Source organism: Nocardiopsis sp. NPDC058631, from assembly GCF_042716955.1.
Classification (GTDB): Bacteria; Actinomycetota; Actinomycetes; order Streptosporangiales; family Streptosporangiaceae; genus Nocardiopsis.
This window is the reverse complement of sequence record NZ_JBHXQY010000039.1, coordinates 32624-55243: the sequence shown is the minus strand read 5'-3', so window position 1 is coordinate 55243 and position 22620 is coordinate 32624. Positions and strand designations below refer to the sequence as shown.

Below are 22620 nucleotides of genomic sequence, written 5' to 3'. Positions count from 1 at the left end.
CCACCACCGGGTTCCTGTAGGCCCCACCGGCGTCGGCCGCGCTGGAACGTGGGGCCCAGCGCGGCCGTCGCGGCGACTCAGCTGCCGAGAACGCGGGCAACTTTCTCCGCCAGCCGTGCTGAGGGCACGTCGGTGGGCGGACGCCAGGCGTGGTCGCTGACCTCCTCGGCCTGGAGCCGTACCGAAGGTTCCTGTGCGCGGTACAGGTAGCGGAAGTCGAAGTGCCAGTGCTCGGGCTCGCCCTTCACCGGGTTGGCCGGAATCCGGTGGATGTCCAGGTCGATCGGCAGGGCGTCCGTGATGCCCTCGGCTTCCACCTGATCGGCCGAGATCCCCGTCTCCTCCGCCAACTCCCGTAGAGATGCCTCCTGGAGATCGCTGTCCTCGGTTTCCAGATGTCCGCCGGGCAGCAACCAGGTGTCGAGCGCGTTGTGGTGGATCATCAGCACCGACCCCTGGGGATCGAGGACGACCGCCCCGGCGGTGGCGTGTCCGACGCGGAACTCTTTGCGTGAGGACAGCTCATGACCGGACTCCAGGGCTCGCTCCAGGAGCCCGACCGTGTCGGCCTCACGGGGGAACCGGCACAGATAGCCGTCCAGCACGGTGCGGAGGTGGGTGTTGGGGATGCTCATGGTGCTCCAGTGAAGTGTTCGAGCCAGGTCGCCGCAATCGATTCGCGGATATCAGTGGGAAGTTCGTGATGAGCCGTCTCGTGTTCCTGATCGGCCAACAGGGCGACGGCTGCGAGGATCTCGGCCTGGACGAGGAAGATGAACGCCCCCACGCTGGCTCCGTGCAGAAAGTTCACGGCGTTGCCGCCGTTGAGGACGTAGAAGTAGTGGCCCGTCCGCGAGTAGCGGGTGATGTTCGGTCCGAGATGTTCGCGAGCGTAGGCGCCCCTGATCTCGTCCAGTTCCATCTCGTCGTCGGAGGAGGTGACCGAGGCGACGTAGGCCCCGTTGGGCACACGCTCGAAGTCTGAGCGCCTCAGAGCCAGGTTTCCGGTCGCACCGACGATGATCCCCGCCCCCTGCAGGGCTTCGCGCAGGGAAGACGCGGTGTGGAAACCCTGAGCCATCGCGTGGGTGAGCTTGATCGGATCGGTGTCGTAGACGGTCACACGGACGTTGCGTGAGTGGAGCATGCTCGCCACGGACGACCCGAGCTTTCCGAAACCGATGACGGTGGCGCCCCGTCCGTAGAGGATGTCACCACGCGAGCGGATGAGCGCCTCCGTGGAGAAGACGATGGACTGGCCGACCAGGAAGTCCTCGGGGATCTTCAGCGGGGAGCGGGCAACGCTGTAGACCGGGCAGGGAGGCTTTCCGTGGGAGAGGTAGCGGCGGTGGCCGTTCTCCGTGTCCTCGACGATCCCGAGGATGCGTCCGGAGAACCGGTCGCACACTTGCGGTAGGGCGGGAGCGAAGTAACCGCCGATGTCGAGCAGCACCACCCGTTCCCCGGGAACGGTGTCCTCCAGGTAGGCCAGCAGGTCCCCCGCCGTCGTGAACCTGGCTCGGTCGAGTTCGTCGCACCGCCAGTGACGGGACGCCTCGGAACGCGCTGCCTCGTCGATGCTCTTGGGTTTGGGCAGTACGGCACGCAGATCGGCTATATCAGCCAAGGCGTGCAGGAAAACGGGACGTTCAGGCAGGAGGTGGGTTATGGCGATGGCGGAGGCCCGGCGTCCGTTCGGCAGGCTTGCGGAGATACGGGTGAAGTAGTCGGCGATCCTGGCGCGTTCGAAATCTTCCAGCACGGGTGCGCTCCTGGGAGAAGGGGGTTTGTTCCCAGTGAACTTGTACCTCTCTACCTTGCTACTTAAACCATCAAGGTGATGGTGTGGTTGCGCGGACTCGGATGGCAAGAAGTGGGGGGTCTCAGCCGATCGTGCTCTGGTAGACCAGCTCGTACCGGTGCCCGCCCTTGACCAGTATGGAGACCTCCACCGGAAGAGCGTCGTCGCTGTAGACGGTGCGGAGTGTGCGCAGGACCGGAACATCGTCCGGCAGCTCCAGGGCCTTGAACTCCTCAGGTGTGGCGAGGCGGACGCACACGCGGTCGACGTGTTCGCGTGGCGGGTACCCGAGGCCGGTCAGCAGGGCAGGGGAGCCGCCTCGGATACGTGTTCTGCGCTCCAGAGGGGTGCCGTCGGCAATGTGCAGAGGGTAGTAGTTCCACACCAGTTCAACGGGTTCGTCGTCCAGCAGCAGGACCTGGTGGCGCAGCACCACCTCTTCGCCGGGGTCGGTGCCGAGCGCCTCCTCCACCTGCTTCGGTGGCTCCACCCGCATGACCGCGAGGAGTTTCGCCGCCCCCTGTTGACCGCGTTGGCCGGCGCGGGACATCCACGGGTGGGCTCCATCCCCAAGGGGCGGGGCGAGGTAGGAGGCGACCTGGATCGCCAGCGGAGCCTCGGCCCGGACGAACACGCCCACCCCGGCCCTACCGAAGACGAAGCCTTCCTTCTTGAGGACCTGGAGGGTGCGCTGCACGGTTTGGCCGGTGACCTCGTAACGCTCCATGAGCTGTTGCGTCGTGGGGAGGCGTTCTCCGGGCGCCAGGTCCCCGGACATGATCGACGCGCGCAGGGACGCCGCGATCTGTTGGTGCCGGGGGCGTGTGTCCGCTCTTCGCGCCACGTCTAACCGACCACCCATCGGTAACGCAGGTGGCGCCCTTCGGGTCTCATCACCATGCGGGACACCTCGAAAGGGGAACCGTCCGCTGCTCGTGTGGTTCTCAACAACACGAGGACGCTGTTCCCGTCGCGCAGGTCGAGTGAGGCTGCCTCGACCGCCGTGGCGGGGCGCGCTGACACGTCCTCCGCGACTTCGTGCGCAACGTACCCGAGCTCGGCGAGCAGGGTGGGCGTGCCTCCGCGTACCTTGCGCTTCTCCGCCAGAGCAGTGCCCGAAGCCACGGAGAGCGGATAGTACGAATCAGTGAGTTCCACGGGCACACCGTCGAAGAGCATCACGCGGCGGCGCACCACGAGCCTGCCCTGGCAGTCCAGTGCTTCGGAGACCTCCGCCGGTGCGTCGGTTTCGCCGACCTCCAGGAGCCGCTGTGAGGCCCGGTCGCCCTGCGCGGTCCATGGGTCGGAGGTGGCTGCGGGACGCGCGGTCACATAGGAAACCGAGTCGTCGTTCAGCCCGGATGGTTGACCCATTTCGCCTCCAGGAAAGTCCGGAACCTTGGTGCCTGTGGTGGCAAGGTCGTACGCACTGCCACTGTACGCACCCCGGGGCCGGCGCTTCACTACCCATCCGCATTCCCGCTGTGCCCCGCCCCGGGAAGGAGCCACCGGCGCCCGCTCGGCCCGCTCCGCCGCCGCTTCCACGCAGGTCGGACCGCCCACGCCGTCCGGCGAGCCACCGCAGGCCCCGCCGCCGCGTCGGCTGGACGGCGGCCTGCTACGCCCTCGCCGTCGGCGCCGGGGCCCTCGCCCACCACCTCACCGGGTTGCTGGGCTGAACCGCCGGGTCGTGAGGGTCGCACCGGGGCGGGTGGCCCGGTGCGACCACAAACGGCCAAAGCCCGGCGGCAGAAGACATACGGGTGATACATACGAAGCACAGGACGGGAAAAGGAACCACGCGACGGAGAAGCACGCATGGAGCCCTGGAAACGCTGGTGCGCGCGCACGATGCTGGGCAACACGATCGCCAACCTGCACGGGGAAGGGTTCGAGGACTTCTTCCACCGCCTCATGCAGTTGGGTGAGCCGGGCTTCTTCCCCGTCCGCACGACACGAGGTGACCTGGGTGCGGACGGGCTGGTGATCAGCAAACGCAAGCTCTACGCCTGCTACGGCCCCCAGGTGGTGCGTGAGGACGAGGTCCGCCGCAAGTTTCGCTCGGACCTGGCCAAGGCCGTCGTCAACCGCGGGGACGACTTCGGTGCTTTCGTGTTCGTCCACAACAATCTGCGCGGTGTGGGACCCCAGGTCACCAGGGAGATCTCGTCGGCCAAGGCAGAGCATCCTTCGCTCGATTTCGAGCACTTCGGTCTCGACCAGATGTTCCGCGTCCTCAAGAGGCTCGATGAGGACGAGATCGAGGACCTCATCGGTTCCTTCCCGGTGAGAGAGATGGTCACCGGCATCGGGATGGCCGAACTGGCTCCACTCCTGGCACACCTGTCCACGCGAAGGAAGCAGAGTCCTCTACCCGGTAACATCCCCGTGCCTCCGAGCCGCAAGTTGGAGTACAACCGGTTCAGCGACGAGATGAGGGGCTTCCTCCTGCTGAGCCTGCCCCACGTGCCGCTGGTCCAGGACTACTACGACGGAATGGCCGACCCCGTCGAGCGCGACGAGGTGGCCGCCGCTTTCCGGCAGGAGTACCTGGAACTCGCGGCGACCTACGAGGACCCCGATGCCGTGGTGGCACGACTCCAGTGGTACATCCTTGGCAACGAGGCCAAGGAACTGAAGGATCAGATCGAGGCCAACGTCGTACTCATGCACTTCTTCGGGGAGTGCGAGATCTTCAGGGTGCCGCCGAAGGACTGGCGGGCCGACGACGAAGTTCTGGAAGGAGGGGCCGCGTGATCGCACCGACCAAGGGCATCGCGCCGCAGAGGGCGCTGCTGACCGTGGGCGCCCAGATCCTCATTTCCAGCGAGCGGCAGATGCTCACCGTCGATCAGACCTGGCGCAGACTCCAGACCTGGCGTGCCGACAACCACCACAACGCTCCTGTGCCGTTCTGGTGGTTCGTCCTCGCCCTCGACGTGCTGTACGCACTGGGGGCCGTCGAACTCCGAAACGACGTCCTCGTCTTCCGGGAGGCCCCACGTGCTGCGTGAGTTGAAGGCCAGTGACTCCCGTTTCCGCGCGATCCGCTTCCGTCCCGGCCTCAATCTCCTCGTCGCGGACCGCACCGCCGCATCCACGGACGAGCAGAGCCGCAACGCCGTCGGCAAGACCAGCATGGTGGAGCTGCTCCACTTCCTCCTGGGCGCGGACAAGACAACGTTGGTCACCCGCAGGGAGAACAAGGCGACGGCGTTCGAGCTCGTCATGGACTGGCCCGTACCCAGCGGACACATCAGTGTGCGGCGCTCCGGCAAGGATCCGGCGAAGGTCCACCTCGACCCGGGCATCTTCGACCACGACCCCGGCGCGCTCATCCAGAGGGGAGGGACAGTCAGCGCCAAGGAGTGGAAGAGCGCACTGGAACGCCAACTGTTCGGCATCCGGGAAGCCGACAAGGCGCTCAGCGGAAGGCTCCTCCTCGGCTTCTACCTCCGCAGGACCGAGAAGAACGGCTTCGCCGACGCACTCAAGCCGAATCCGCAGACCTCCCGCCACCTGGCCACCGCCAACCTCTGCTACCTGCTGGGGATGGACTGGGCCCTGGCCGCGCGCTACGGCGATCTGTCCGACAGGGAGCAGACCCGCAGAAAGCTCAGGCAGGCGGCCGACGACCCGGTCTGGAAGGACATCGTCGGCACGTCCGGTGATCTCCGTGGACAGCTCACGGTCGTCGAACGCCGCATCTTCGAACTCAAGGAGCAGATCGCCGACTTCCAGGTCGTTCCCGAGTACGAGGAGATCCGACGCGACGCGGAGCGGGTCAACGCCAGTATCCGTGCGCTGCGCGAGGCGGACGTCATCGCCCAACGCAACCTCGCGGACATCGAGCGGTCGATCGGGGAAGCGAGCGACCCCGGTCATTCCTACCTGGAACGGGCGTACTCGGAGGTGGGGGTGCTTCTCGGTGACCAGGTGAAAGCCCGTTTCGACCAGGTGGAGGAGTTTCACCGGGCGGTCGTGCGGAACCGCAGGCAGTACCTGGACGAGGAAGCCGTCGCCCTGCGCGAGAAGCTCGCCGAGAGCGAGCGCGAACGCAAGGAACTGGGCAACCGGCAGGCCGCTCTTCTGCGCACCCTCAACGAGGGCGGGGCGCTGGACACGCTGACCGTCATGCAGGGGGCACTGGCCAAGGAGGAGGCGCACCGGGAGTACCTCCACCGGAGGCTCGACGCAGCACGGACCCTGGAGCAGAGCCGCCGTCAGATCGACCAGGAGAAGGCCGCCCTGGAGGACGAGGTCCACAGGGACATCGAAGCCAGGCGCGAACAGGAACGGCAGGCCAGCCTGCTGTTCAACCAGTTCGCCGAGCACCTCTACGGCGATGCCCGTGCTCCCTACCTGACCTTCCAGGCGAGGAGGAGCCATCTGGAGATCGAACTCAAACTCGAAGCCGACGACAGCACCGGTATCTCCAACATGAAGCTGTTCTGCTTCGACCTGACGTGGGCGGTCATCGCGCATCGTGCCGGGCGTGGCCCCGACTTCCTCGTACACGACAGCAAGCTCTATGACGGCGTGGACGAACGCCAGGTCGCCCGCGCCCTGGAGCTGGCCGATCGGGTGACCCGGGACGAGGGGATGCAGTACGTCGTGACGATGAACTCCGACGACCTCGCCAAGGCCGAGCGGATGGGGTTCGACGCCGCTCCCCACGTCATCACGCCCCGGCTCGACGACTCCGAGACCGGCGGGCTCTTCGGCTTCCGGTTCTGAACCGATCGGCCGCCGGCCGCACACGGCACTCCCCGGCCCGTCCCGCCGTGAAAACGGGTGGCGCCCCGGCGGGCCCGGCTACGCGAGGTCCTCCTCGTCGGGCCGTACCGAGTCGGGGCTGAGCGGGTCGTGCCCCACCGACATCAGCCGGTGCCGCCACTGCGTGTCCTCACGGCGCGGGTCCGCCAGTTGGCCACGGACGTACTCCGACACCTCGCGCATCAGCTCGACGTCGGCCCCCGTCACGTCGACACGGCGCTTGTTCAGCAGGTTCACGACCGCCTCGCCCCGCTGGTTCACCGTGTTCCCGGCCTCCGGTCGGAAGCCCTCCTCGCCGGAGGCACTGGTCAGCAGCCACTCGCGTAGCTCCTCCCCGGTCATGTTCACCACCGAGTGGAAGTCCTCCCACGCGTCGTCCACCGCCGGATCGTGCTCGGTCATGTTCTGCCTCCCCGCTCCCGCACATGCCCTGTCGGGTTCGCTCCCGCCCCCGCCCGGCCGACGCCCGCACCGGGGCCGACGACGAGCGCCACTCCGCGTCCCCCGGTTCCCGGTCTTCCCACCGACCTCCGGCCCGAACCCGGGTCCTCCCCCTCTGCGCTACCCGGAGGTTCCGCCCCTTATGTGCACATAAGTGCTCCTAAGTGCAGTTTCGTCCCTTCCTTGCCGGGGCAGTCGGAGAGGAAGCGCTCGCGGGAGGACCACGGGGAGGAACCGATGGGGCAGGGGACGCCGGGCATCGGGGACCACGGCTTCCTCTCGGACTGCCACACCGCGGCGCTCACCACACCGGACGGCACGGTCACGTGGCTGTGCGCGCCGAGGTTCGACGGGCCCGCGTTCCTGTCCGGGATCCTCGACCCGGACCTCGGCGGGGGGTGGACCCTGGAGGTCCAGGGGGCGAGCCCCGCGGGCCGCACCTACGTGGACGAGACGCTCGTCCTGCAGACCCTGTGGCAGGGCGAGGGGGTCGAGGTCTCCGTCCGCGACCTGCTCGCGGTCCGGACCCCGGAAGGGGAGGAGGGCCTGTACCGCGAGGGCGTCCTCGTGAGGCTCGTCGAGTGCCGGTCGGGCAGCACCTCCGTGCGCTCCCGGCTGCGCGCCCGCCCCGACTTCGGGCGCTCGGAGCCACGGTGGGAGAGGGCGGGCGGGGGCCTGAGGGAGGCCTCGGGGCCGCTGCTCTCGGGTTCGCCAGCCCCCGCCCCCGCCGAGGACGGGGACCCCGAGTTCCGGGTGGAGCTCTCCGAGGGGGACACAGCGGTGTTCGCGCTGGACTACCTGCGCGGCGAGCGCCACGTCGGTCTGGGGGAGGGCCGCGCGCTGCTGCGGAGGACGGTGGACGCGTGGCGGGCGTGGTCGGCGAAAACCGACTACGACGGAGCGGGAGCCACCCACGTGCGGCGCAGCGCGCTCACCCTGCGCGGGCTGCTGCACGAGGAGAGCGGTGCCCTGATCGCCGCGCCCACGACCTCCCTGCCCGAGTGGCCGGGAGGGGCCAGGAACTGGGACTACCGCTACGTGTGGCACCGCGACGCGGCCCTCGTGATCCTGGCCTTCCTCCGGCTGGGGCACGAGGCGGAGGCGGGGAAGTACCTGAACTTCCTGCTGCGGGTGTGCGGTCGGCCGAGAGGCCGGCTCCGGCCCGTGGAAACGGTCGACGAGGAGCCGCCCCCCGAGGAGGAGGCCTTGGACCACCTCGCCGGGTACGGCGGCGCGCGTCCGGTCCGGATCGGCAACGCGGCGTACTCGCAGCGCCAGCTGGACGTGTACGGGCACATCCTCGACGCGGCCCTCTCCTACGAGGACGCCACCGGGGGCCTGCCACCGGACGAGCTGGCCAGGCTCGCCACCGTGGTCGAGTCGGCGCGCGAGCTGTGGCGGGAACCGGACGACGGCATGTGGGAGGTCAGGTCGCGACCCCGGCACTGGACCAGCTCCAAGGTCTACGCCTGGGTGTGCCTGGACCGGGCGGTCCAACTCGCGCAGATGACCGGCGGGGAGGACCGGGTGCCGCTGGCCGCATGGCGCGAGGACGCCCGGGCGATCCACCAGGACGTCCTCGACCACGGCTACGACCCCTCCACCGGTTCCTTCGTCCAGTCCTACGGCGCGACCAACGTGGACGGCTCGCTGCTGCGGATCCCGCTCCTGGGCTTCCTCGACGGCACCGACCCGCGCGTGCTCCGCACCCTGGAGCGGGTGGAGGCCGAACTCGGCGAGGGCGGCGGCCTGGTCCGCAGGTACGACCCGGAGGAGACCGGTGACGGGATCGGCACCCCGGAGGGCGCCTTCTTCCTCTGCTCGTTCGACATGGTGTCCGCGCTGGTCCTCGCCGGGCGGACCGACGAGGCGAGGGAGAGGTTCGAGCGGTTGTGCGGGAGCGGCGGCGAGCTGGGGCTTCTGGCCGAGGAGATGTCCCCGGACGGCACCCAGCTGGGCAACTTCCCGCAGGCCTTCACGCACCTCGCGCTGATCGAGGCCGCCGTCAACGTCGACGGGGCGGCTGAGAGGGAGGCGCTGCACGGCTGGGCCCGCAACAGGACCGGCAACGGAGGCGGGACCAGGCGGAGGAGGAACGGAGACGACGACTGACAACGCCTCCCGCGCGGAGGGCGTCGCGGAGACAGCCCGGCAGGAGGCGTGAACCCACCGCGGGACAGCGACCGGCCGCCCCTGGGCCACGCCGCTGTGGCCCGGGGGTACGCGGCCCCGTCGGCGTTGTCCGGCCGGGCCCGGCCCGCCCGGTCAGGCGCCGCTGCGGTCCTCCGGACCGGTGGTCCCGGGGCCGTCCTCGCGGGGCTCCCCGTCCGGGCTTCCGTCCGGGCTCCCGTCCGCGTCCGGCTCACCGGAACCCGTGACGCTCGCCTCGGGAGGCGCGCCGACGACGAGACCGAAGACCACGTGGTCGACCAGCAGCGCCCACCGCTCGCGGGGCCGGGACCCGTAAGCGTGGGCGAGCCCCAGCAGCGGAGCGACGCCCACCTCGAACAGGCCCCAGACCGCCACGCCGTACAGCGGACCGGTCAGCCGCGAACGCCGCAGCCCGGCGGGCAGGAGCGCGAACGCGGCGCCCGCCGTCGCACCGTACCCCCAGTGGGCCAGCTCCACGGCGGCCATCCTGCGGTGCTCGGGCACGCTCTCCAGCAGCCGGGGCACACCCTCTCTGAGAACCGCGTCGGGTGGTGTCCGATCGATGGCCCCCACACCGACCGCGACCTGCCTCATCCCGCTCATCGCCATCGCGCCCACGACTCCCCGCAGGGCCCCTCGGAACCAGGGGTGTCGGGGAGGCGCGTCGGCTTTCCTGGTCATCTTCGCCCCCTGTCTCGGACACTGGTCCTCCACTCCTTGCCGTTCCACCGCCCGCCCACACCTCGGGGCGCGCATTCGGTGGGGCGCGGCCGGGCAGGTCCACCCACCTGGACGAGGTCCTGGCGCTCGTGGACCGCGGCGGGTTCTCCGTCGTCGACGAGCCCGCCCGGCAGCCGGAGGGCGTGGATCCCGAGGGCCGCCGGCTGGAGGTGGAGGAGCTGGCGGTTCCCGTGGCCCGGCCGGCCCTGCGGGTGCTCGCCATGGTCCGCCGCGAAGGCGTGTCCCACGCGAAACCGGGGCCGGTGCCGGCGGCGACCCCTACCGTGGGGGGACACCCGTCCCCTCAGGTCTGGAGCACCGACCTTGAACCCTCGTTTCCAGGAACTCGGCTATCGGCCCACCCCGATGGGGGTGATCAGCCTGCGCCGACGGTGGGACCCCCTCGTGGGGGAGGACGTGTACGAGATCAAGCTCGACGACGACTTCCTGATGTCCAGCGCGTTCACCGCCGCCGAGGTGGAGGTGGCCCGGCTCGCCCTGGCCGAGCTGCGCGCGGCCCCCGGCGCGGAGCCGCCGGACGGGTACGACGTGGTCGTGGGCGGGCTCGGGCTCGGCCACACGGCCCTGACCGTGCTCGACGACCCCGGCGTGCGGTCCCTCCTGGTGGTGGAGGCGCTGGGCGAGGTGGTCGACTGGCACCGGGACGGGCTCATCCCGGCCGGGGCCGTGCTGAGCGCCGACCCCCGCTGCCGGTTGGCGTGCGGCGACTTCTTCGCGCGGGCCCTGGGCGCCGAGGGACTGGACCCGCCGACCCCGGGGCGGCGGTTCCACACGGTCGTCGTGGACATCGACCACTCCCCCCGGCACCTGCTCAACCCCTCCCACGCCCCCTTCTACGAGCCGGAGGGTGTGCGCCGCCTCGCCGGGAGCCTGCACCCCGGAGGGGTGTTCGCGCTGTGGTCCAACGACCCCCCGGACGCGGACTACGAGGAGGTCCTGCGGCAGGTCTTCACCGGAGTGCGCAGCGAGGTGGTGACCTTCGCCTCCCCCTACCAGGAGGGGCTCGCGTCGAACACCGTCTACCTGGCGACCGCGCCCGGGGCCTGAATCACGGGGCCTGAATCACGGGGCCTGAACCGCGGGGGACGGACCGCGGCGGGACCGGTGTGCCGGGGAGCGGCGTGGGAAGGGGACGCGGGGACGGTACGCGCCGGGGCCGGTCCCCGGCCCCGGTGAGGGACAGGAGGAGGACGGGGTGAAGCTTCGGCGGTGGGCGGCCGGGGTCGGCGGGCGTCGGCGACAGGGGCTGCGCAGGGTGTTCGAGCGGCGGGGGTACGAGCGCGAGACCGCGGTCGTCATCCTCAAGTGCGCGGCGGCCGCGACCCTCGCCCTGGCGGTGGGCACGCTGCTGATGGACACGCAGCAGATCGGGTTCGCGCCGTTCTCCGCGCTCCTGGTCGTACGCCCCAGCGTCTACGGGTCGGTGCTCCAGTCCGGCCGCTACGTGGCCGCGGTCGTGGCGGGCGCGCTGATCGCGGGTGTGGGAGGGCTCACCGTCGGCCCCGAGCTGTGGGTCTTCGCCGCCCTCGTCCTGCTCGCCCTCGTCCTGGGCCAAGCCGCCGTCTTCGGCTCACAGGGTGCCCAGATCCCCGTCGTCGCCGCGTTCGCGCTGGCGGGGGGCACGGCGGGCAGCCCCGGCGACCTCGGCTCGCTCCTGGCCATGGTCATGGTGGGTGCGGGAGCGGCCGTGGTGACGAACCTGGTCCTGGCCCCCGCCGTCCGCTTCCGCGACGCGGAGAACGCGGTGCTCGACTTCGCCGACGGACTGCGCCAGTTCTCCCGGGAGGTGGCCGACGGGCTCCGGGAGGGCAACGAGGGGCTCGCCCTCGAACGCTGGGCGCGCGTCGCGGACGGGTTCGACGACACCGCCCGCAACGCGCGTTCCGCGGTCGCCAAGCAGGAGGACCGGGCCCGCCTCAACCCGCGGCGGATCCTCGGCGAGCGCGGCCCGCAGGGGAGCCCCGACACGTACCGGGCCTGGATCTCCGCCCTGAGCCGGGCCTCGCGGCACCTCCAGTCGGTCGTCCGCACCCTGCGGCACTCGACCGGCTCCCGGTCGCGCTACCCCGCACCGGACGACGCCTTCCTCCGGGGGTTCGCACCGCTCATGGACCGGGCGGCCGACGCCTTCCGGGCCGTCCGCGACGCGGAGGAGCCGGCGCGCTCCTCCGTCTCCGACGATCTGCGTGCCTGCCTGGACGCCGGGACGAGCGGCGTGGCGCGGGTGCGGGAGGAACTCGGCGCGGACTGGGACCGGGACCGCTGGCCCGTGTACAGCGCGTTGCTCACCGACCTGGAGCGCGTGTTCGACGAACTCACCGAGGGGCAGGAGAACAGTACGCGCGAGGGCGGGTGAGGCGCGCGTACGCGGACCGCCAGGGGGAAGGGAGCGGACATGGTGCACACAGTGACCGCAGGAACGACGATCCGTACCGTTTCCGCCCTCGGCGCCCTCGTCCTCCTCTCCTCGTGCGGCACCCCCGAGGGGGAGCCCACCGGGGCCGAGGAGTCCGCCCCCGCGGCGCAGCCGTCCGAACCCGGCCGACCCGAGGACGTCGCCACCGACCTGGAGGTGCCGTGGGGGATCGCGTTCCTCCCCGACGGCTCCGCGCTGGTCGCCCAGCGCGACTCCGCCGACGTCGTCCGGGTGGAGGAGGACGGCGCGGTCGGCGACGCCGGGACCGTCCCCGGGGTGTCCCCGTCCGGGGAGGGCGGCCTGCTGGGCCTGGCCGTGGACCCGGGGTTCCCGGAGGAGCCCTACGTGTACGCCTACTACACGACGGACTCCGACAACCGCATCAGCAGGATGGAGTACGACACCGGCGGCGGGCTGGGAGAGCCGGAGGTGCTCCTCGACGGCATCCCCTCGGCGTCCAACCACAACGGCGGCCGGATCGAGTTCGGCCCCGACGGCCTGCTCTACGCGGGCACCGGCGACGCCGGGGTCCCGGAGGACTCCCAGGACACCGACTCCCTCGGGGGCAAGATCCTGCGCCTGACCACCGGGGGCGACCCCGCCCCCGACAACCCGTTCGGCAACTTCGCCTACAGCTACGGGCACCGCAACGTGCAGGGCCTGGCGTGGGACGGGGCCGGGAACCTCTACGCCACCGAGTTCGGCCAGAACCGGCTGGACGAGGTCAACCTGGTCGAACCCGGCGACAACTACGGGTGGCCCGAGGTGGAGGGCCCCGGAGGCGGCGACGAGTACGTCGACCCCTTGGTCACGTGGACCACCGAGGAGGCCTCGCCCAGCGGTGCCGCCGTGGCCGGAGGCTCCCTGTGGGTGGCGGGTCTGCGCGGTGAGCGCCTCTGGGAGGTACCGCTCACCGGTGACGGCGGCGTGGGCGAGCCGGTCGACCACCTCGCGGGGGAGTACGGCCGCCTGCGTACGGTGGTGGCCGCCCCGGGCGGGGACGGGCTCTGGTTGGGTACCAGCAACAGGGACGGCCGGGGTGATCCGGGCGAGGGGGACGACCGGGTTCTGCGCCTGCCACTGGAGTAGGCCCCTCGGGGGTGGGGGGCTCGGCCGGAACACGTGGACCCTCGTGTCCGGCTCCGGCAGGGACGCGTTCTCGTGGTGTGTGACCTGCGCGGACGCCGGTCATGGCAGAACGGCCCGTTTTCCGGACCATCGCCGGGGCAATACTCGGACATGTCTGGATTAGGTAGTACAAAACGACCAGTTGCGGAGGCCAAGGCCCAGGGTCGGAAGGCGGGCCACCAAGCGGTGCGGAGCCGCTGGCTCCGCAACCTGGCCCGGGTCGGGTTCGCCGCCAAAGGCCTGCTCTACCTCATCATCGGCTATATCGCGTTCCAGATCGCCTTCGGGGAGAGCGGCGGCGAGGAGGCCGACAACAGCGGAGCCCTCCAACTCGTCGCCCAGAACACCGGCGGCACACTGGTGCTCTGGGTGGCCGCCGCCGGGCTCGCCGGACTCGCGCTCTGGCAGGGCATCCACGCCGCCGTGGGCCCGGACAAGGCGACCAGGCGCGTCTCCGCGGCCTCCAACGCGGTGCTCTGCGCCGTCCTGGCCGTCACCATCACCGCCTTCCTCACGGGCGGGGGCGCCCCGCAGTCCCAGGACAGCCAGTCGGAGAGCATGACGGCACAGCTGATGTCACTGCCGTTCGGCCGCTTCGTCGTGGGAGCCGTGGGGTGCGGGATGATCGCCGTGGGGATCTACCAGCTGTGGAAGGCCCTGACCCGCCGCTTCAGCCGGGACCTGGCCCTGGGCGGGCTGTCCCGCCGCGGACGCCTGGCCGTCCTCACCGTCGGAGTCCTCGGCTACGCCACGCACGGACTGGTCCTCGGCGCGGCCGGGGTGTTCATCCTCCAGGCCGCGATCACCTTCGACAAGGACAAGGCCCAGGGGCTGGACGGTACGCTGCGCGCGTTCGCCGACACCCCCGCAGGGCCTCCCGCGCTGGTCGCGGTCGCCGCGGGTGTCGCCCTGTACGGCGCCTACTGCTTCTGCCTCGCGCGCTGGTCGCGCGACTGAACCGCCCTCCGCCCCGCGGGGAGGATGTCGGACGGGGCCTCGTCCAGGACGTCGGGGACCCTGTTCTCCCGCTCGGGCAGGCGCAGGGCGCAGTCGGGGCGGCAGGTGACCTCGACGCCACCCCGGACCTGCGCCCCGGACCCTTCGCCTACAGGGCCAGGGCCAGGGCCGCGAGGATCAACACCACCAGCACCACCGCCCCGAGGGCGACGAGCAGCCCCGCCGACGGCCTCCTCGGCGCGGGAGGCGGCGGGGGCGCCGCCGAACCGGACAGGGCGCGGGCCAGCCCCGCCGCGTCCGGGCGGTCGTCCGCCGACGGCGCCAGGGCCGCCGCGATCGGCCCGGCCAGGTCCCGGGGCACCCCGAACAGGTCCGGTCGGCCGTTCTCGTGCCGGTGGGCCACCGTGTCCGGTCCGTCGGTGCCGAACGGCGCCCTGCCCGTTGCGGCGAAGGCCACCACCGACCCCCAGGAGAACATGTCGATCCGTGAGGACAGGCGGCCGACGAAGCACTCCGGGTCGACCCATCCCGCGGAGTCGGCGGCGGCCACGTGCGCCTCGAAACCCGTCAGCACGGGGCCGTCCGGGCCCAGGACCACACCGGCCGGTGTCAGGTTCGGGTAGACCGCCCCGGCCGCGTGGACGTCGGCCAAGGCCGCCGCGATCCGGGCGGCGAGGTCGCGGACCTGGCCTCCGGGCATCGGACCGTGCGTGGCGACCATGTCGCGCACGGTCGGCCCGGGGACGTACGCGGTCGCGAACCAGGGCCGCGGGGCGGACTGGTCGGCGGCCAGGATCGGGGCCAGGCCCGGAGAGCGCACCTTCCGGACCAGACCGACGTGGTGCGCGAACCGGGACCGGAAGCCGGGGACGGCGACGTGCTCCTCGCGGACCACGGTGAGCGCGGCCCAGCGGCCGTGCCCGTCGGAGGCGGCGTAGGTGACGCCGGAGCCCCCGGTGTTCATCCGGCCGTGCAGGAGGTACGGGCCGACCCGAGGGGGGTCGCCGGCCACGAGCGGGGTCGTCGGGGGGGTCTCGTTCACGGGTCCTCCGGCGGGGTCCCCGGGCACGAGGGCCTTCCGGGTCCGCCTGTCGTCCGGATGCGGTCCGGGACAGTATGGCGCGGAAGGGACGAAGGCCGTGACCGGGTCTCCCCGGGACGCCGACCGGTCCCGGGGAGGAGCGCGGGCCTCACTCCTCGGAGGGGAGCAGCCCCCGCGTGACGACGGCGTCGGTCAGGGAGCGCCGGATCTCCTCGGCGTCACCGATGTGCCCCTGGTGCCCGGTGGCGGCGAGCAGCCGGTCGCGGATGGCCGCGACCACGGAGTCCTCGCGCAGGACCCCGGCCAGCGGTGCCGCCTCGACGGCCTCCTTCCACTGGCGCAGCGCGTCCAGCCGACCGTGGTCGACGGACTCGCGGGTGAGGTGGAACAGGGCGTCGATGTTGCGCTGGTAGGCGTCCGCGTCCATGAGGTCGACGTCGAGGACCTCGACCGGCTGGTTGCCGCCCTCGCCGTCGGGGCGCAGGTGGTAGACCCGCCAGAGGCGGCCGTTGGTGAGGATGACCCACTCGGCGCCCTGGTCCGCGGCCAGGCGCCGCGACATCTGGATGTTGCGCTGGTCGAGATCCAGGCCGATCCGCCGCACCTCGACGGGGGCGAACAGCTTGCCCTCCAGCATGATCGCGTAGTCGATCGAGTCGCCGCTCGTGCGGTACTCGGTGGTCATGTCCTGGTACTTGCTGAAGTTCAGGCCGACGCTGAAGAAGTCGGCGACGAGCATGCGGGTGTCGCCGTCGTTGGCGTCGCGCTCCAGCAGGTCGGCCAGGGGGCCGGAGAGGCGGTCCACCGCCGCGGCCACGCGACCGCGGACGGGGGTCTCCCAGCTCACCGTGGCGGTGAACTCGCCGGTCCTGGTCATGACCTGGGTGTCTTCAGCGTCCATGAACGTCCGTTTCCGTCTGTGGTGAAAGCCCTGTCGCACGGCTTTCTCCGGGACCGGGGAGCACGCGGACGAGGGGGAGAATCCGGCCACGATGTTACAGCTCACGGGGGTGCCCCCGAGCCCCGGGTTCGCCTTGCCCCGGGGCCGACCGGACGCCGTAGTAGCATCTGGACGCCGAACACCCGGTAGGCCCACCCCCCACACCGAGAAGCGAGGCACCATGGTCATCCGCACCTGGGGATACCTGGACGAGTACCAACGGGAGCGCGCGGACATCCTCGACGCCGTGGACCAGGTCTTCTCCTCGGGCCAGCTGGTCCTCGGGGAGAGCGTCCGCGCCTTCGAGGAGGAGTTCGCGCGGTACCACGGCGTCCCGCACTGCGTCGGGGTGGACAACGGGACCAACGCGATCGTCCTGGGACTGCGGGCCCTGGGAGTCGGACCCGGCGACGAGGTGGTCACCGTCGCCAACACAGCCGCCCAGACGGTCGTGGCCATCGACGCGGTCGGCGCGGTCCCCGTCTTCGCCGACATCGACCCCGGCACCCACCTGATGGACCCCGGGCAGGCCGCCGCGCTGGTCACCCCGCGGACCCGGTGCCTGCTGCCGGTCCACCTGTTCGGCCAGTGCGCGGACATGGACGCGCTCGGTGCGATCGCCGCCGAACACGGACTGTCCGTCATCGAGGACTGCGCGCAGGCGCACGGCGCCCGCCAGCGGGGCCGCACGGCCGGGACCATGGGCGACCTGGCGACCTTCTCCTTCTACCCGACCAAGGTCCTGGGCGCCTACGGCGACGCGGGCGCCGTCCTGACCGGGGACCCCGACACCGACGCCGCGCTGCGCAGGCTGCGCTACTGCGGGATGCGCGAGCGGTTCCACGTCGACGAGCTGCCCGGGTACAACAGCCGCCTGGACGAGGTGCAGGCCGAGATCCTGCGCCGCAAGCTGCGCCGCCTCGACGGCTACCTCGAACGCCGCAGGGAGCTCGCCCGCCGCTACGACGAGGCCCTGGCGGGGACCTCCCTGACACTGCCGACCGTCGCCGACGGCAACGAGCACGTGTACTACCTCTACGTCGTGCGCCATCCGCGCCGCGACGCCCTCGTCCGGGAACTGGAGCGCCGCTCGGTCTTCCCCGCCGTCCACTACCGGTGGCCGGTGCACACGATGGACGGGTTCGCGCACCTCGGCCACACCCGGGGATCGCTCCCCGCCACGGAGGCCGCCGCAGACGAGATCCTCTCCCTGCCCCTGTACCCCAGCCTCGGCGACCAGGACCAGGAACGGGTCATCGACGCACTGCGGGAGGCGCTCGACGCGGTGTGACACGTGCGGGCCGGTGTCACCGCGAATGGGTGACAGCACGTTACTTACGCGTGTGAGAGGCCCGCTGTGACAGTGGAGTCATGTCTACTCCGCCGGAACTCGCCGTCGACGTCAGCGGTCTGTGTTATTCCTACGGCACCTACAAGGCCGTCGAGGACGTGTCGCTCCAGGCCACGAGAGGCGAGGTCTTCGCCCTCCTGGGCACCAACGGTGCCGGAAAGACCACCTCGCTGGAGCTGATCCAGGGCTACCGGCGCCCCGACGCGGGTGAGATCCGCGTCCTGGGTCTGGACCCCTTCCGGCAACGACGCGCCCTGCGGCGCCGCACCGGGTTCATGCTCCAGGAGGCCGGCTTCCTCCCCGAGATGACGGTGCGGGAGATGATCGTGCTCTGGAGCTCCATCTCCGGCCGCCAGGACGACCCCGACTCCGCCATGGCGCGCGTGGACCTGTCACACCGCGCCCACGTCCGGCTGGACAAGCTGTCCGGCGGTGAGAAGCGCCGCCTCGACATCGCCCTGTCCGTCTGGGGCTCCCCCGAACTGGTCGTCCTCGACGAACCCACCACCGGGCTCGACCCGGAGTCGCGCCGACGCCTCTGGGGCCTGGTGGACGAGCTGCGCGCCAAGGGCACGACCATCATGCTCACCACGCACTACCTGGAGGAGGCGGAGGCGCTCGCCGACCGCCTCGCCATCATGCACGAGGGGCGGGTCGCGGTCGCGGGCACCAAACGCGACGTGCTGGCCTCCTACCCCGCCACCATCACCGCGGGGCTGCCCGAGGACGCGGTCGGCGGGCTCCCCGACGTCTCCGGAGCCCTCAGCGTGCAGCGGCGGCCCGACGGGGCCGAGCACCTCCTCCGGATCGAGACCCCCGTGCTCCAGGCCGATCTCACGACCCTCCTGACCTGGGCCGACAACCGGGGGGTCGCCCTGACGGACCTCCACGCCCAGGCGGCGACGCTGGAGAACCTCTTCCACGCCATCCGCGTCGGCGCGGGGCGGCTCGATGAGTCCGGGCCCGCGAACGCCGAGGAGACCACCCACGCGAAAGAGGATGTGACCACCTCGTGACGACCTCCGCCACCCACCACGACGCCGGACGGGCCGCGGCGGGCCCCGGGCGCGGCCCCGGGCGCTTCACCCTGATGTTCGCCCTCACCCGCGCCGAGCTCCGGCTCACCTTCCGGCGCAAGGGCGTGACAGCCGTCGCCCTGCTCCTGCCGATGATGCTCGTCGGCATCTCCTACCTGGGGCAGCGCCCCGAGACCGCGGTCCAGTGGGGCGCGACGCTCGGCGTCTACTTCATGTACGCGCTGATGATGACCCCGTACATGAGCACGGCGACCCAGCTGTCCGCACGCCGGGACACCCTCGTGTTCAAGCGGCTGCGCACCACCGAGCTCGACGGGGCGGAACTGATCTCCGCGAGCCTGCTCGCGATCGCGGTCCTCGGCCTCATCCAGATGGTGCTGATGCTCGCCGTGTTCCTCGCGACCGGAGCGCCCCTGCCCCAGAACCCGTTCCTGGTGCTGCTCGGGGTGGGTCTCGGCCTGGTGCTCGCCCTCGTCCTCGCGACGTTCGTCGTCGCGGTGACCGGCAACCACGAACGCGTCATGTTCACCATGATGCCCCTGCTCATCCTGGCGGTCATCGGGGCCCAGCTGCTCGACTACCGGATCGAGGCCGTCGCGTGGGCCTCGATGCTCATCCCCCTGGTCCCGGCCGCCGACCTGATCGCCAAGGGGTGGGGAGGCCCCGGGGCGGGGCTCGAAACCCTGCCGGTGCCGCTCTCCCCGGTCGCAGCAGACATCCTGCTCCTCGTCGGCTGGACCGTCGTCGCGATCCTCGTCGCCAGGCGTACCTGGCGCTGGGAACCGCGTTCCTGACCGCCCACGGACCCCACCCGAAGCCCCACCCCGCAAGGAGATGACATGGACTTCCTCTACGCGCTTTCCGGCCTCAAGCTCAGCCCCAGCATCGGGCAGGAGATCGTGGTCCAGTTGATCACCGTCGCGGCCGTGGCCGCCGTCGTCTACCTGTTCGCCGCCGACCGGCCCCTGATCCAGGTGCTCGGCGTCGCCGCCATCCTCGTCTACGCGGTGGGGCGCGTGATCGCCGTCGCGGCCACCCTGCGCGCCGACAGCCGTCCGTCCGAGCGCTGACGGGCGGGGGCGAGCCGTCATGAAGACCACGGTCGACGACCTGGCACTGTTCGGGGGGCGCGCCGCGTTCACCGAACCCCTCGCGGTGGGCCGCCCCGGGAGGATCGACCGGCGCGCGCTGTACGAGCGCCTGGACCGGGTCCTGGACAGCGGGTGCCACTCCAACGGCGGGCCCCTCGTGCGCGAACTGGAGGGTCGGCTCGCCGGGATGGCCGGGGTGCGCCACTGCGTGGCGATGTGCAACGCGACCACGGCGATGCAGGTCCTGGCACGGGCGCGGGGCGTCACCGGAGAGGTGGTCATGCCGTCGATGACGTTCGTGGCCACGGCCCACGCGATGCGGTGGATCGGCCTCGAACCCGTCTTCTGCGACATCGACCCCGACACGGGTCAGATCGACCCCGCCCACGCACGCGCCCTGATCACTCCGCGAACGTCCGCGGTCGTCGGCGTCCACCTGTGGGGGCGGCCCTGCCCCGTGGACGCGTTGGAGGACCTGGTCGCCGAGCACGGGCTCGACCTCTACTTCGACGCGGCGCACGCCATCGGCTGTGCGGTGGGGGGCCGCCCGGTGGGCGGCTCCGGGGACGCCGAGGTGTTCAGCCTGCACGCCACCAAGGTCGTCGGCGCCTTCGAGGGCGGTGCGGTCGTCACCGACGACGACCGCACCGCCGAGCGGCTGCGGTCCCTCCAGAGCTTCGGGACCGGGATCGCCGAACTGAGCCCCTTCGGCGGTACCAACGCCAAGATGGGCGAGGCCTCCGCAGCCATGGCCCTGACCTCCCTGGACGCCTTCGCGGACACCGTCCGGCACAACCGGGGCAACCACGAGGCCTACCGGGCGGGGCTCACCGGCGTACCGGGCATCGCCCTGGAGGACTTCGTCCCCGCCGAGTCCCCCAACTTCCAGTACGTCGTCATCCGGGTCGACCCCGCGCGGACCGGCCTGGACCGCGACCTCCTCCAGCGCGTCCTGCACGAAGAGAACATCCTGACCCGCCCCTACTTCTCCCCGGCCTGCCACCAGACGGAGCCCTACGCCTCACTCGGCCACGCCGCCCTCCCCCACACCGAGCACCTCGCCGAGCGCGTCCTCGCCCTCCCGACCGGGACCGCGGTCTCACCCGAGGACGTCGGCGCCGTGTGCGACATCATCCGCCTGACCGCCGCCAGGGGAGCCGAGGTCACGGCGAGGGCGCACGGTGCTGTCAGGGAGAGGGCCATGGCACCGGCCGGCAGGGCGGCCCTACCCGTGACCTGGAAGCGACCAACGACAGGAGCCCCCCGATGACCACGCTGAGCCAGGATCCCGTTCTCGGATGCGCCCTGCCGGGAGGTGACGCGCGGGCCGCCGCCGAGGAGGTCCGCCGACGCATGGACGACCGGGGGCTGACCGTCGGGGAACCCCACGCCACCGCCCCCGGGCGGCACGCCTCCGAGCAGCTGGTCGCCCTTGCGCGCAGGTACGGCAACGACCCCTTCACCACGCTGGAGGAGGCCCGCAGCGACCTCGGCGCCGACCGGGCGCGGTTCGCGCTCCTCCTCGACCTGTTCGGCCGCCTGCCCGAACTCCGCGAGGCGGTCGAGGCGGGACCGGCCGGCCGGTACTGGACCAACACCGTCCTCCCCCTGGAGCGCCGCGGCGTCCTCGACGCGGTCCTGGACGGCGGGCGCGTCCACCCCCACAGCGTGGGCCTCTACCCCGGCCCCACCTGTATGTTCCGCTGCCACTTCTGCGTCCGGGTGACCGGGGCGCGCTACGACGCGGCCGAACTCGGACCCGGCAACGAGCGCCTGGCCGCCGTCATCGACGAACTGCCGACGGACAACCCCGACACCCTGTACGTCTCCGGCGGGCTGGAACCCCTGACCAACCCCGGCCTGGGCTCCCTCGTCACCCGCGCGGCGTCCCGCGGCTTCCGGATCACCATGTACACCAACGCGTTCGCGCTGACGGACGCCACGCTCAACCGCCAGCCCGGCCTGTGGGACCTGGGTGCCGTCCGCACCTCCCTGTACGGGTTGGACGACGACGAGTACGAGGCCACCACCGGCAAGCGGCGCGCGTTCGGCCGGGTGCGCGAGAACCTGCTGCGCTTCCAGGCACTGCGCGCGGAGCGACGGTCCCCCGTCCGGCTCGGCCTGAGCTACCTGATCCTGCCGGGGAGGGCCCACCGCCTCCTCGACCTCGTGGACTTCGTCGCGGAACTGGACCGGGCCGCCCCCGACCGGCCGCTGGACTTCCTGACGCTGCGCCAGGACTACAGCGGGCGCGAGGACGGCCGACTGGACGACGGGGAGCGCGAACGGCTCCAGGAGGTCCTGCACGCCTTCGCCGAACGCGCCGCCGAGCGCACCCCGTCCCTGCACGTGGACTACGGGTACGCCCTCCACGGGCTGATGGCCGGGGCCGACGCCGTCCTCCCGCGCATCACCCCCGAGACGATGCGGCCCACCGCGCACCCCCAGGTCGCGGTGCAGGTCGACATCCGGGGCGACGTCTACCTCTACCGGGAGGCAGGGTTCCCGGACCTGGCGGGCGCCGACCGCTACGTCGCCGGCCGGGTCGGCCCGGGGACCGGCCTCCTCGACGTCGTCGACCGCTTCGTCGCCGACGGGGCGCGGGTGGAGCCGCACCCCGGCGACGAGTACTTCATGGACGGTTACGACCAGGTCGTCACCGGCCGCCTCAACCAGCTGGAGGCGGACCTCGCCGCGGGCTGGGGCCCGGCCCGCGGATTCCTGCGGTGACCGCCGCAGTCCGAGCCC

The 22620-nt window shown here is 71.5% G+C and carries 22 protein-coding genes; 14 read left to right on the top strand and 8 right to left on the bottom strand.

Features of this window, described 5'->3' with window-relative positions; all coding sequences use genetic code 11:
- Nucleotides 1–77: 77 nt before the first annotated feature.
- From ACFWTE_RS15165 to ACFWTE_RS15150, 4 genes are all read right to left on the bottom strand, one after another.
- Nucleotides 78–635 carry an NUDIX hydrolase gene (locus ACFWTE_RS15165; protein ID WP_378779991.1) on the bottom strand — a complete coding sequence of 186 codons (558 nt, stop codon included), beginning with the start codon at nt 633–635 and terminating at the stop codon, nt 78–80.
- Nucleotides 632–1762, bottom strand: a complete 1131-nt coding sequence (locus tag ACFWTE_RS15160) for an NAD(P)-binding domain-containing protein (protein ID WP_378779990.1) — start codon at nt 1760–1762, stop codon at nt 632–634. Before ACFWTE_RS15160 ends, ACFWTE_RS15165 begins: the two co-directional genes overlap by 4 nt.
- Before the next feature lie 121 nt (nt 1763–1883).
- Nucleotides 1884–2645: a GntR family transcriptional regulator gene (locus tag ACFWTE_RS15155; RefSeq protein ID WP_378779989.1), complete on the bottom strand. Its 762-nt coding sequence runs from the start codon at nt 2643–2645 to the stop codon at nt 1884–1886.
- 2 nt (nt 2646–2647) lie between these two features.
- Nucleotides 2648–3175: a GntR family transcriptional regulator gene (locus tag ACFWTE_RS15150; protein ID WP_378779988.1), complete on the bottom strand. Its 528-nt coding sequence runs from the start codon at nt 3173–3175 to the stop codon at nt 2648–2650.
- 444 nt (nt 3176–3619) lie between these two features.
- On the opposite strand from ACFWTE_RS15150, the gene ACFWTE_RS15145 reads away from it, so the two are divergent.
- From ACFWTE_RS15145 to ACFWTE_RS15135, 3 genes are read left to right on the top strand one after another with little or no spacing between them, the layout of a single operon-like run.
- Complete coding sequence (locus tag ACFWTE_RS15145) at nt 3620–4558, top strand: ABC-three component system protein (protein WP_378779987.1); 939 nt, start codon at nt 3620–3622, stop codon at nt 4556–4558.
- Nucleotides 4555–4815, top strand: a complete 261-nt coding sequence (locus ACFWTE_RS15140) for an ABC-three component system middle component 6 (RefSeq protein WP_378779986.1) — start codon at nt 4555–4557, stop codon at nt 4813–4815. The genes ACFWTE_RS15145 and ACFWTE_RS15140 overlap by 4 nt, the downstream gene beginning before the upstream one ends.
- The gene (locus ACFWTE_RS15135) at nt 4805–6538 is read left to right on the top strand and encodes an ABC-three component system protein (protein WP_378779985.1); all 1734 of its coding nucleotides are present in this window, start codon (nt 4805–4807) and stop codon (nt 6536–6538) included. Before ACFWTE_RS15140 ends, ACFWTE_RS15135 begins: the two co-directional genes overlap by 11 nt.
- Before the next feature lie 78 nt (nt 6539–6616).
- Here the strand turns inward: ACFWTE_RS15135 and ACFWTE_RS15130 are convergent, their stop codons facing one another.
- Nucleotides 6617–6979 (bottom strand): DUF3140 domain-containing protein, encoded by a 363-nt coding sequence (locus tag ACFWTE_RS15130; RefSeq protein WP_378779984.1) that lies wholly within the window; start codon nt 6977–6979, stop codon nt 6617–6619.
- A gap of 276 nt (nt 6980–7255) precedes the next feature.
- Between ACFWTE_RS15130 and ACFWTE_RS15125 the strand changes: the two genes are divergently transcribed.
- Complete coding sequence (locus ACFWTE_RS15125; protein WP_378779982.1) at nt 7256–9130, top strand: glycoside hydrolase family 15 protein; 1875 nt, start codon at nt 7256–7258, stop codon at nt 9128–9130.
- Between the two features lie 153 nt (nt 9131–9283).
- Here ACFWTE_RS15125 and ACFWTE_RS15120 read toward each other — a convergent pair whose 3' ends face one another.
- Nucleotides 9284–9778 (bottom strand): hypothetical protein, encoded by a 495-nt coding sequence (locus ACFWTE_RS15120; protein ID WP_378779993.1) that lies wholly within the window; start codon nt 9776–9778, stop codon nt 9284–9286.
- Nucleotides 9779–10213: 435 nt separating this feature from the next.
- On the opposite strand from ACFWTE_RS15120, the gene ACFWTE_RS15115 reads away from it, so the two are divergent.
- From ACFWTE_RS15115 to ACFWTE_RS15100, 4 genes are all read left to right on the top strand, one after another.
- On the top strand, nt 10214–10957 hold the full coding sequence (locus ACFWTE_RS15115; protein ID WP_378779981.1) for a spermidine synthase: 744 nt from the start codon (nt 10214–10216) through the stop codon (nt 10955–10957).
- 148 nt (nt 10958–11105) lie between these two features.
- On the top strand, nt 11106–12266 hold the full coding sequence (locus ACFWTE_RS15110) for an aromatic acid exporter family protein (protein ID WP_378779980.1): 1161 nt from the start codon (nt 11106–11108) through the stop codon (nt 12264–12266).
- Between the two features lie 39 nt (nt 12267–12305).
- On the top strand, nt 12306–13415 hold the full coding sequence (locus tag ACFWTE_RS15105) for a PQQ-dependent sugar dehydrogenase (protein ID WP_378779979.1): 1110 nt from the start codon (nt 12306–12308) through the stop codon (nt 13413–13415).
- A 225-nt stretch (nt 13416–13640) separates the two neighbouring features.
- Nucleotides 13641–14411 (top strand): DUF1206 domain-containing protein, encoded by a 771-nt coding sequence (locus ACFWTE_RS15100; protein ID WP_378779978.1) that lies wholly within the window; start codon nt 13641–13643, stop codon nt 14409–14411.
- A gap of 148 nt (nt 14412–14559) precedes the next feature.
- On the opposite strand, the gene ACFWTE_RS15095 is transcribed toward ACFWTE_RS15100, so the two are convergent.
- Both ACFWTE_RS15095 and ACFWTE_RS15090 read right to left on the bottom strand, forming a co-directional pair.
- A complete protein-coding gene (locus tag ACFWTE_RS15095; protein WP_378779977.1) occupies nt 14560–15453 on the bottom strand; it encodes a hypothetical protein in 894 nt (297 codons plus the stop codon).
- Between the two features lie 148 nt (nt 15454–15601).
- The gene (locus ACFWTE_RS15090) at nt 15602–16354 is read right to left on the bottom strand and encodes a hypothetical protein (protein WP_378779976.1); all 753 of its coding nucleotides are present in this window, start codon (nt 16352–16354) and stop codon (nt 15602–15604) included.
- Between the two features lie 220 nt (nt 16355–16574).
- Here ACFWTE_RS15090 and ACFWTE_RS15085 point away from each other — a divergent pair, with 220 nt between their 5' ends.
- The 6 genes from ACFWTE_RS15085 (at nt 16575) to desII (ending at nt 22602) form a co-directional block, all read left to right on the top strand.
- Nucleotides 16575–17684 (top strand): DegT/DnrJ/EryC1/StrS family aminotransferase, encoded by a 1110-nt coding sequence (locus ACFWTE_RS15085; RefSeq protein WP_378779975.1) that lies wholly within the window; start codon nt 16575–16577, stop codon nt 17682–17684.
- Nucleotides 17685–17764: 80 nt separating this feature from the next.
- On the top strand, nt 17765–18760 hold the full coding sequence (locus ACFWTE_RS15080; protein WP_378779974.1) for an ABC transporter ATP-binding protein: 996 nt from the start codon (nt 17765–17767) through the stop codon (nt 18758–18760).
- A complete protein-coding gene (locus tag ACFWTE_RS15075; protein WP_378779973.1) occupies nt 18757–19575 on the top strand; it encodes an ABC transporter permease in 819 nt (272 codons plus the stop codon). Before ACFWTE_RS15080 ends, ACFWTE_RS15075 begins: the two co-directional genes overlap by 4 nt.
- A 45-nt stretch (nt 19576–19620) precedes the next feature.
- Nucleotides 19621–19851 (top strand): hypothetical protein, encoded by a 231-nt coding sequence (locus ACFWTE_RS15070; RefSeq protein ID WP_378779972.1) that lies wholly within the window; start codon nt 19621–19623, stop codon nt 19849–19851.
- A gap of 19 nt (nt 19852–19870) precedes the next feature.
- The gene (locus ACFWTE_RS15065; protein WP_378779971.1) at nt 19871–21142 is read left to right on the top strand and encodes an aminotransferase class I/II-fold pyridoxal phosphate-dependent enzyme; all 1272 of its coding nucleotides are present in this window, start codon (nt 19871–19873) and stop codon (nt 21140–21142) included.
- Nucleotides 21139–22602 carry a dTDP-4-amino-4,6-dideoxy-D-glucose ammonia-lyase gene (gene desII / locus ACFWTE_RS15060; RefSeq protein WP_378779970.1) on the top strand — a complete coding sequence of 488 codons (1464 nt, stop codon included), beginning with the start codon at nt 21139–21141 and terminating at the stop codon, nt 22600–22602. Before ACFWTE_RS15065 ends, desII begins: the two co-directional genes overlap by 4 nt.
- Nucleotides 22603–22620: the final 18 nt, after the last annotated feature.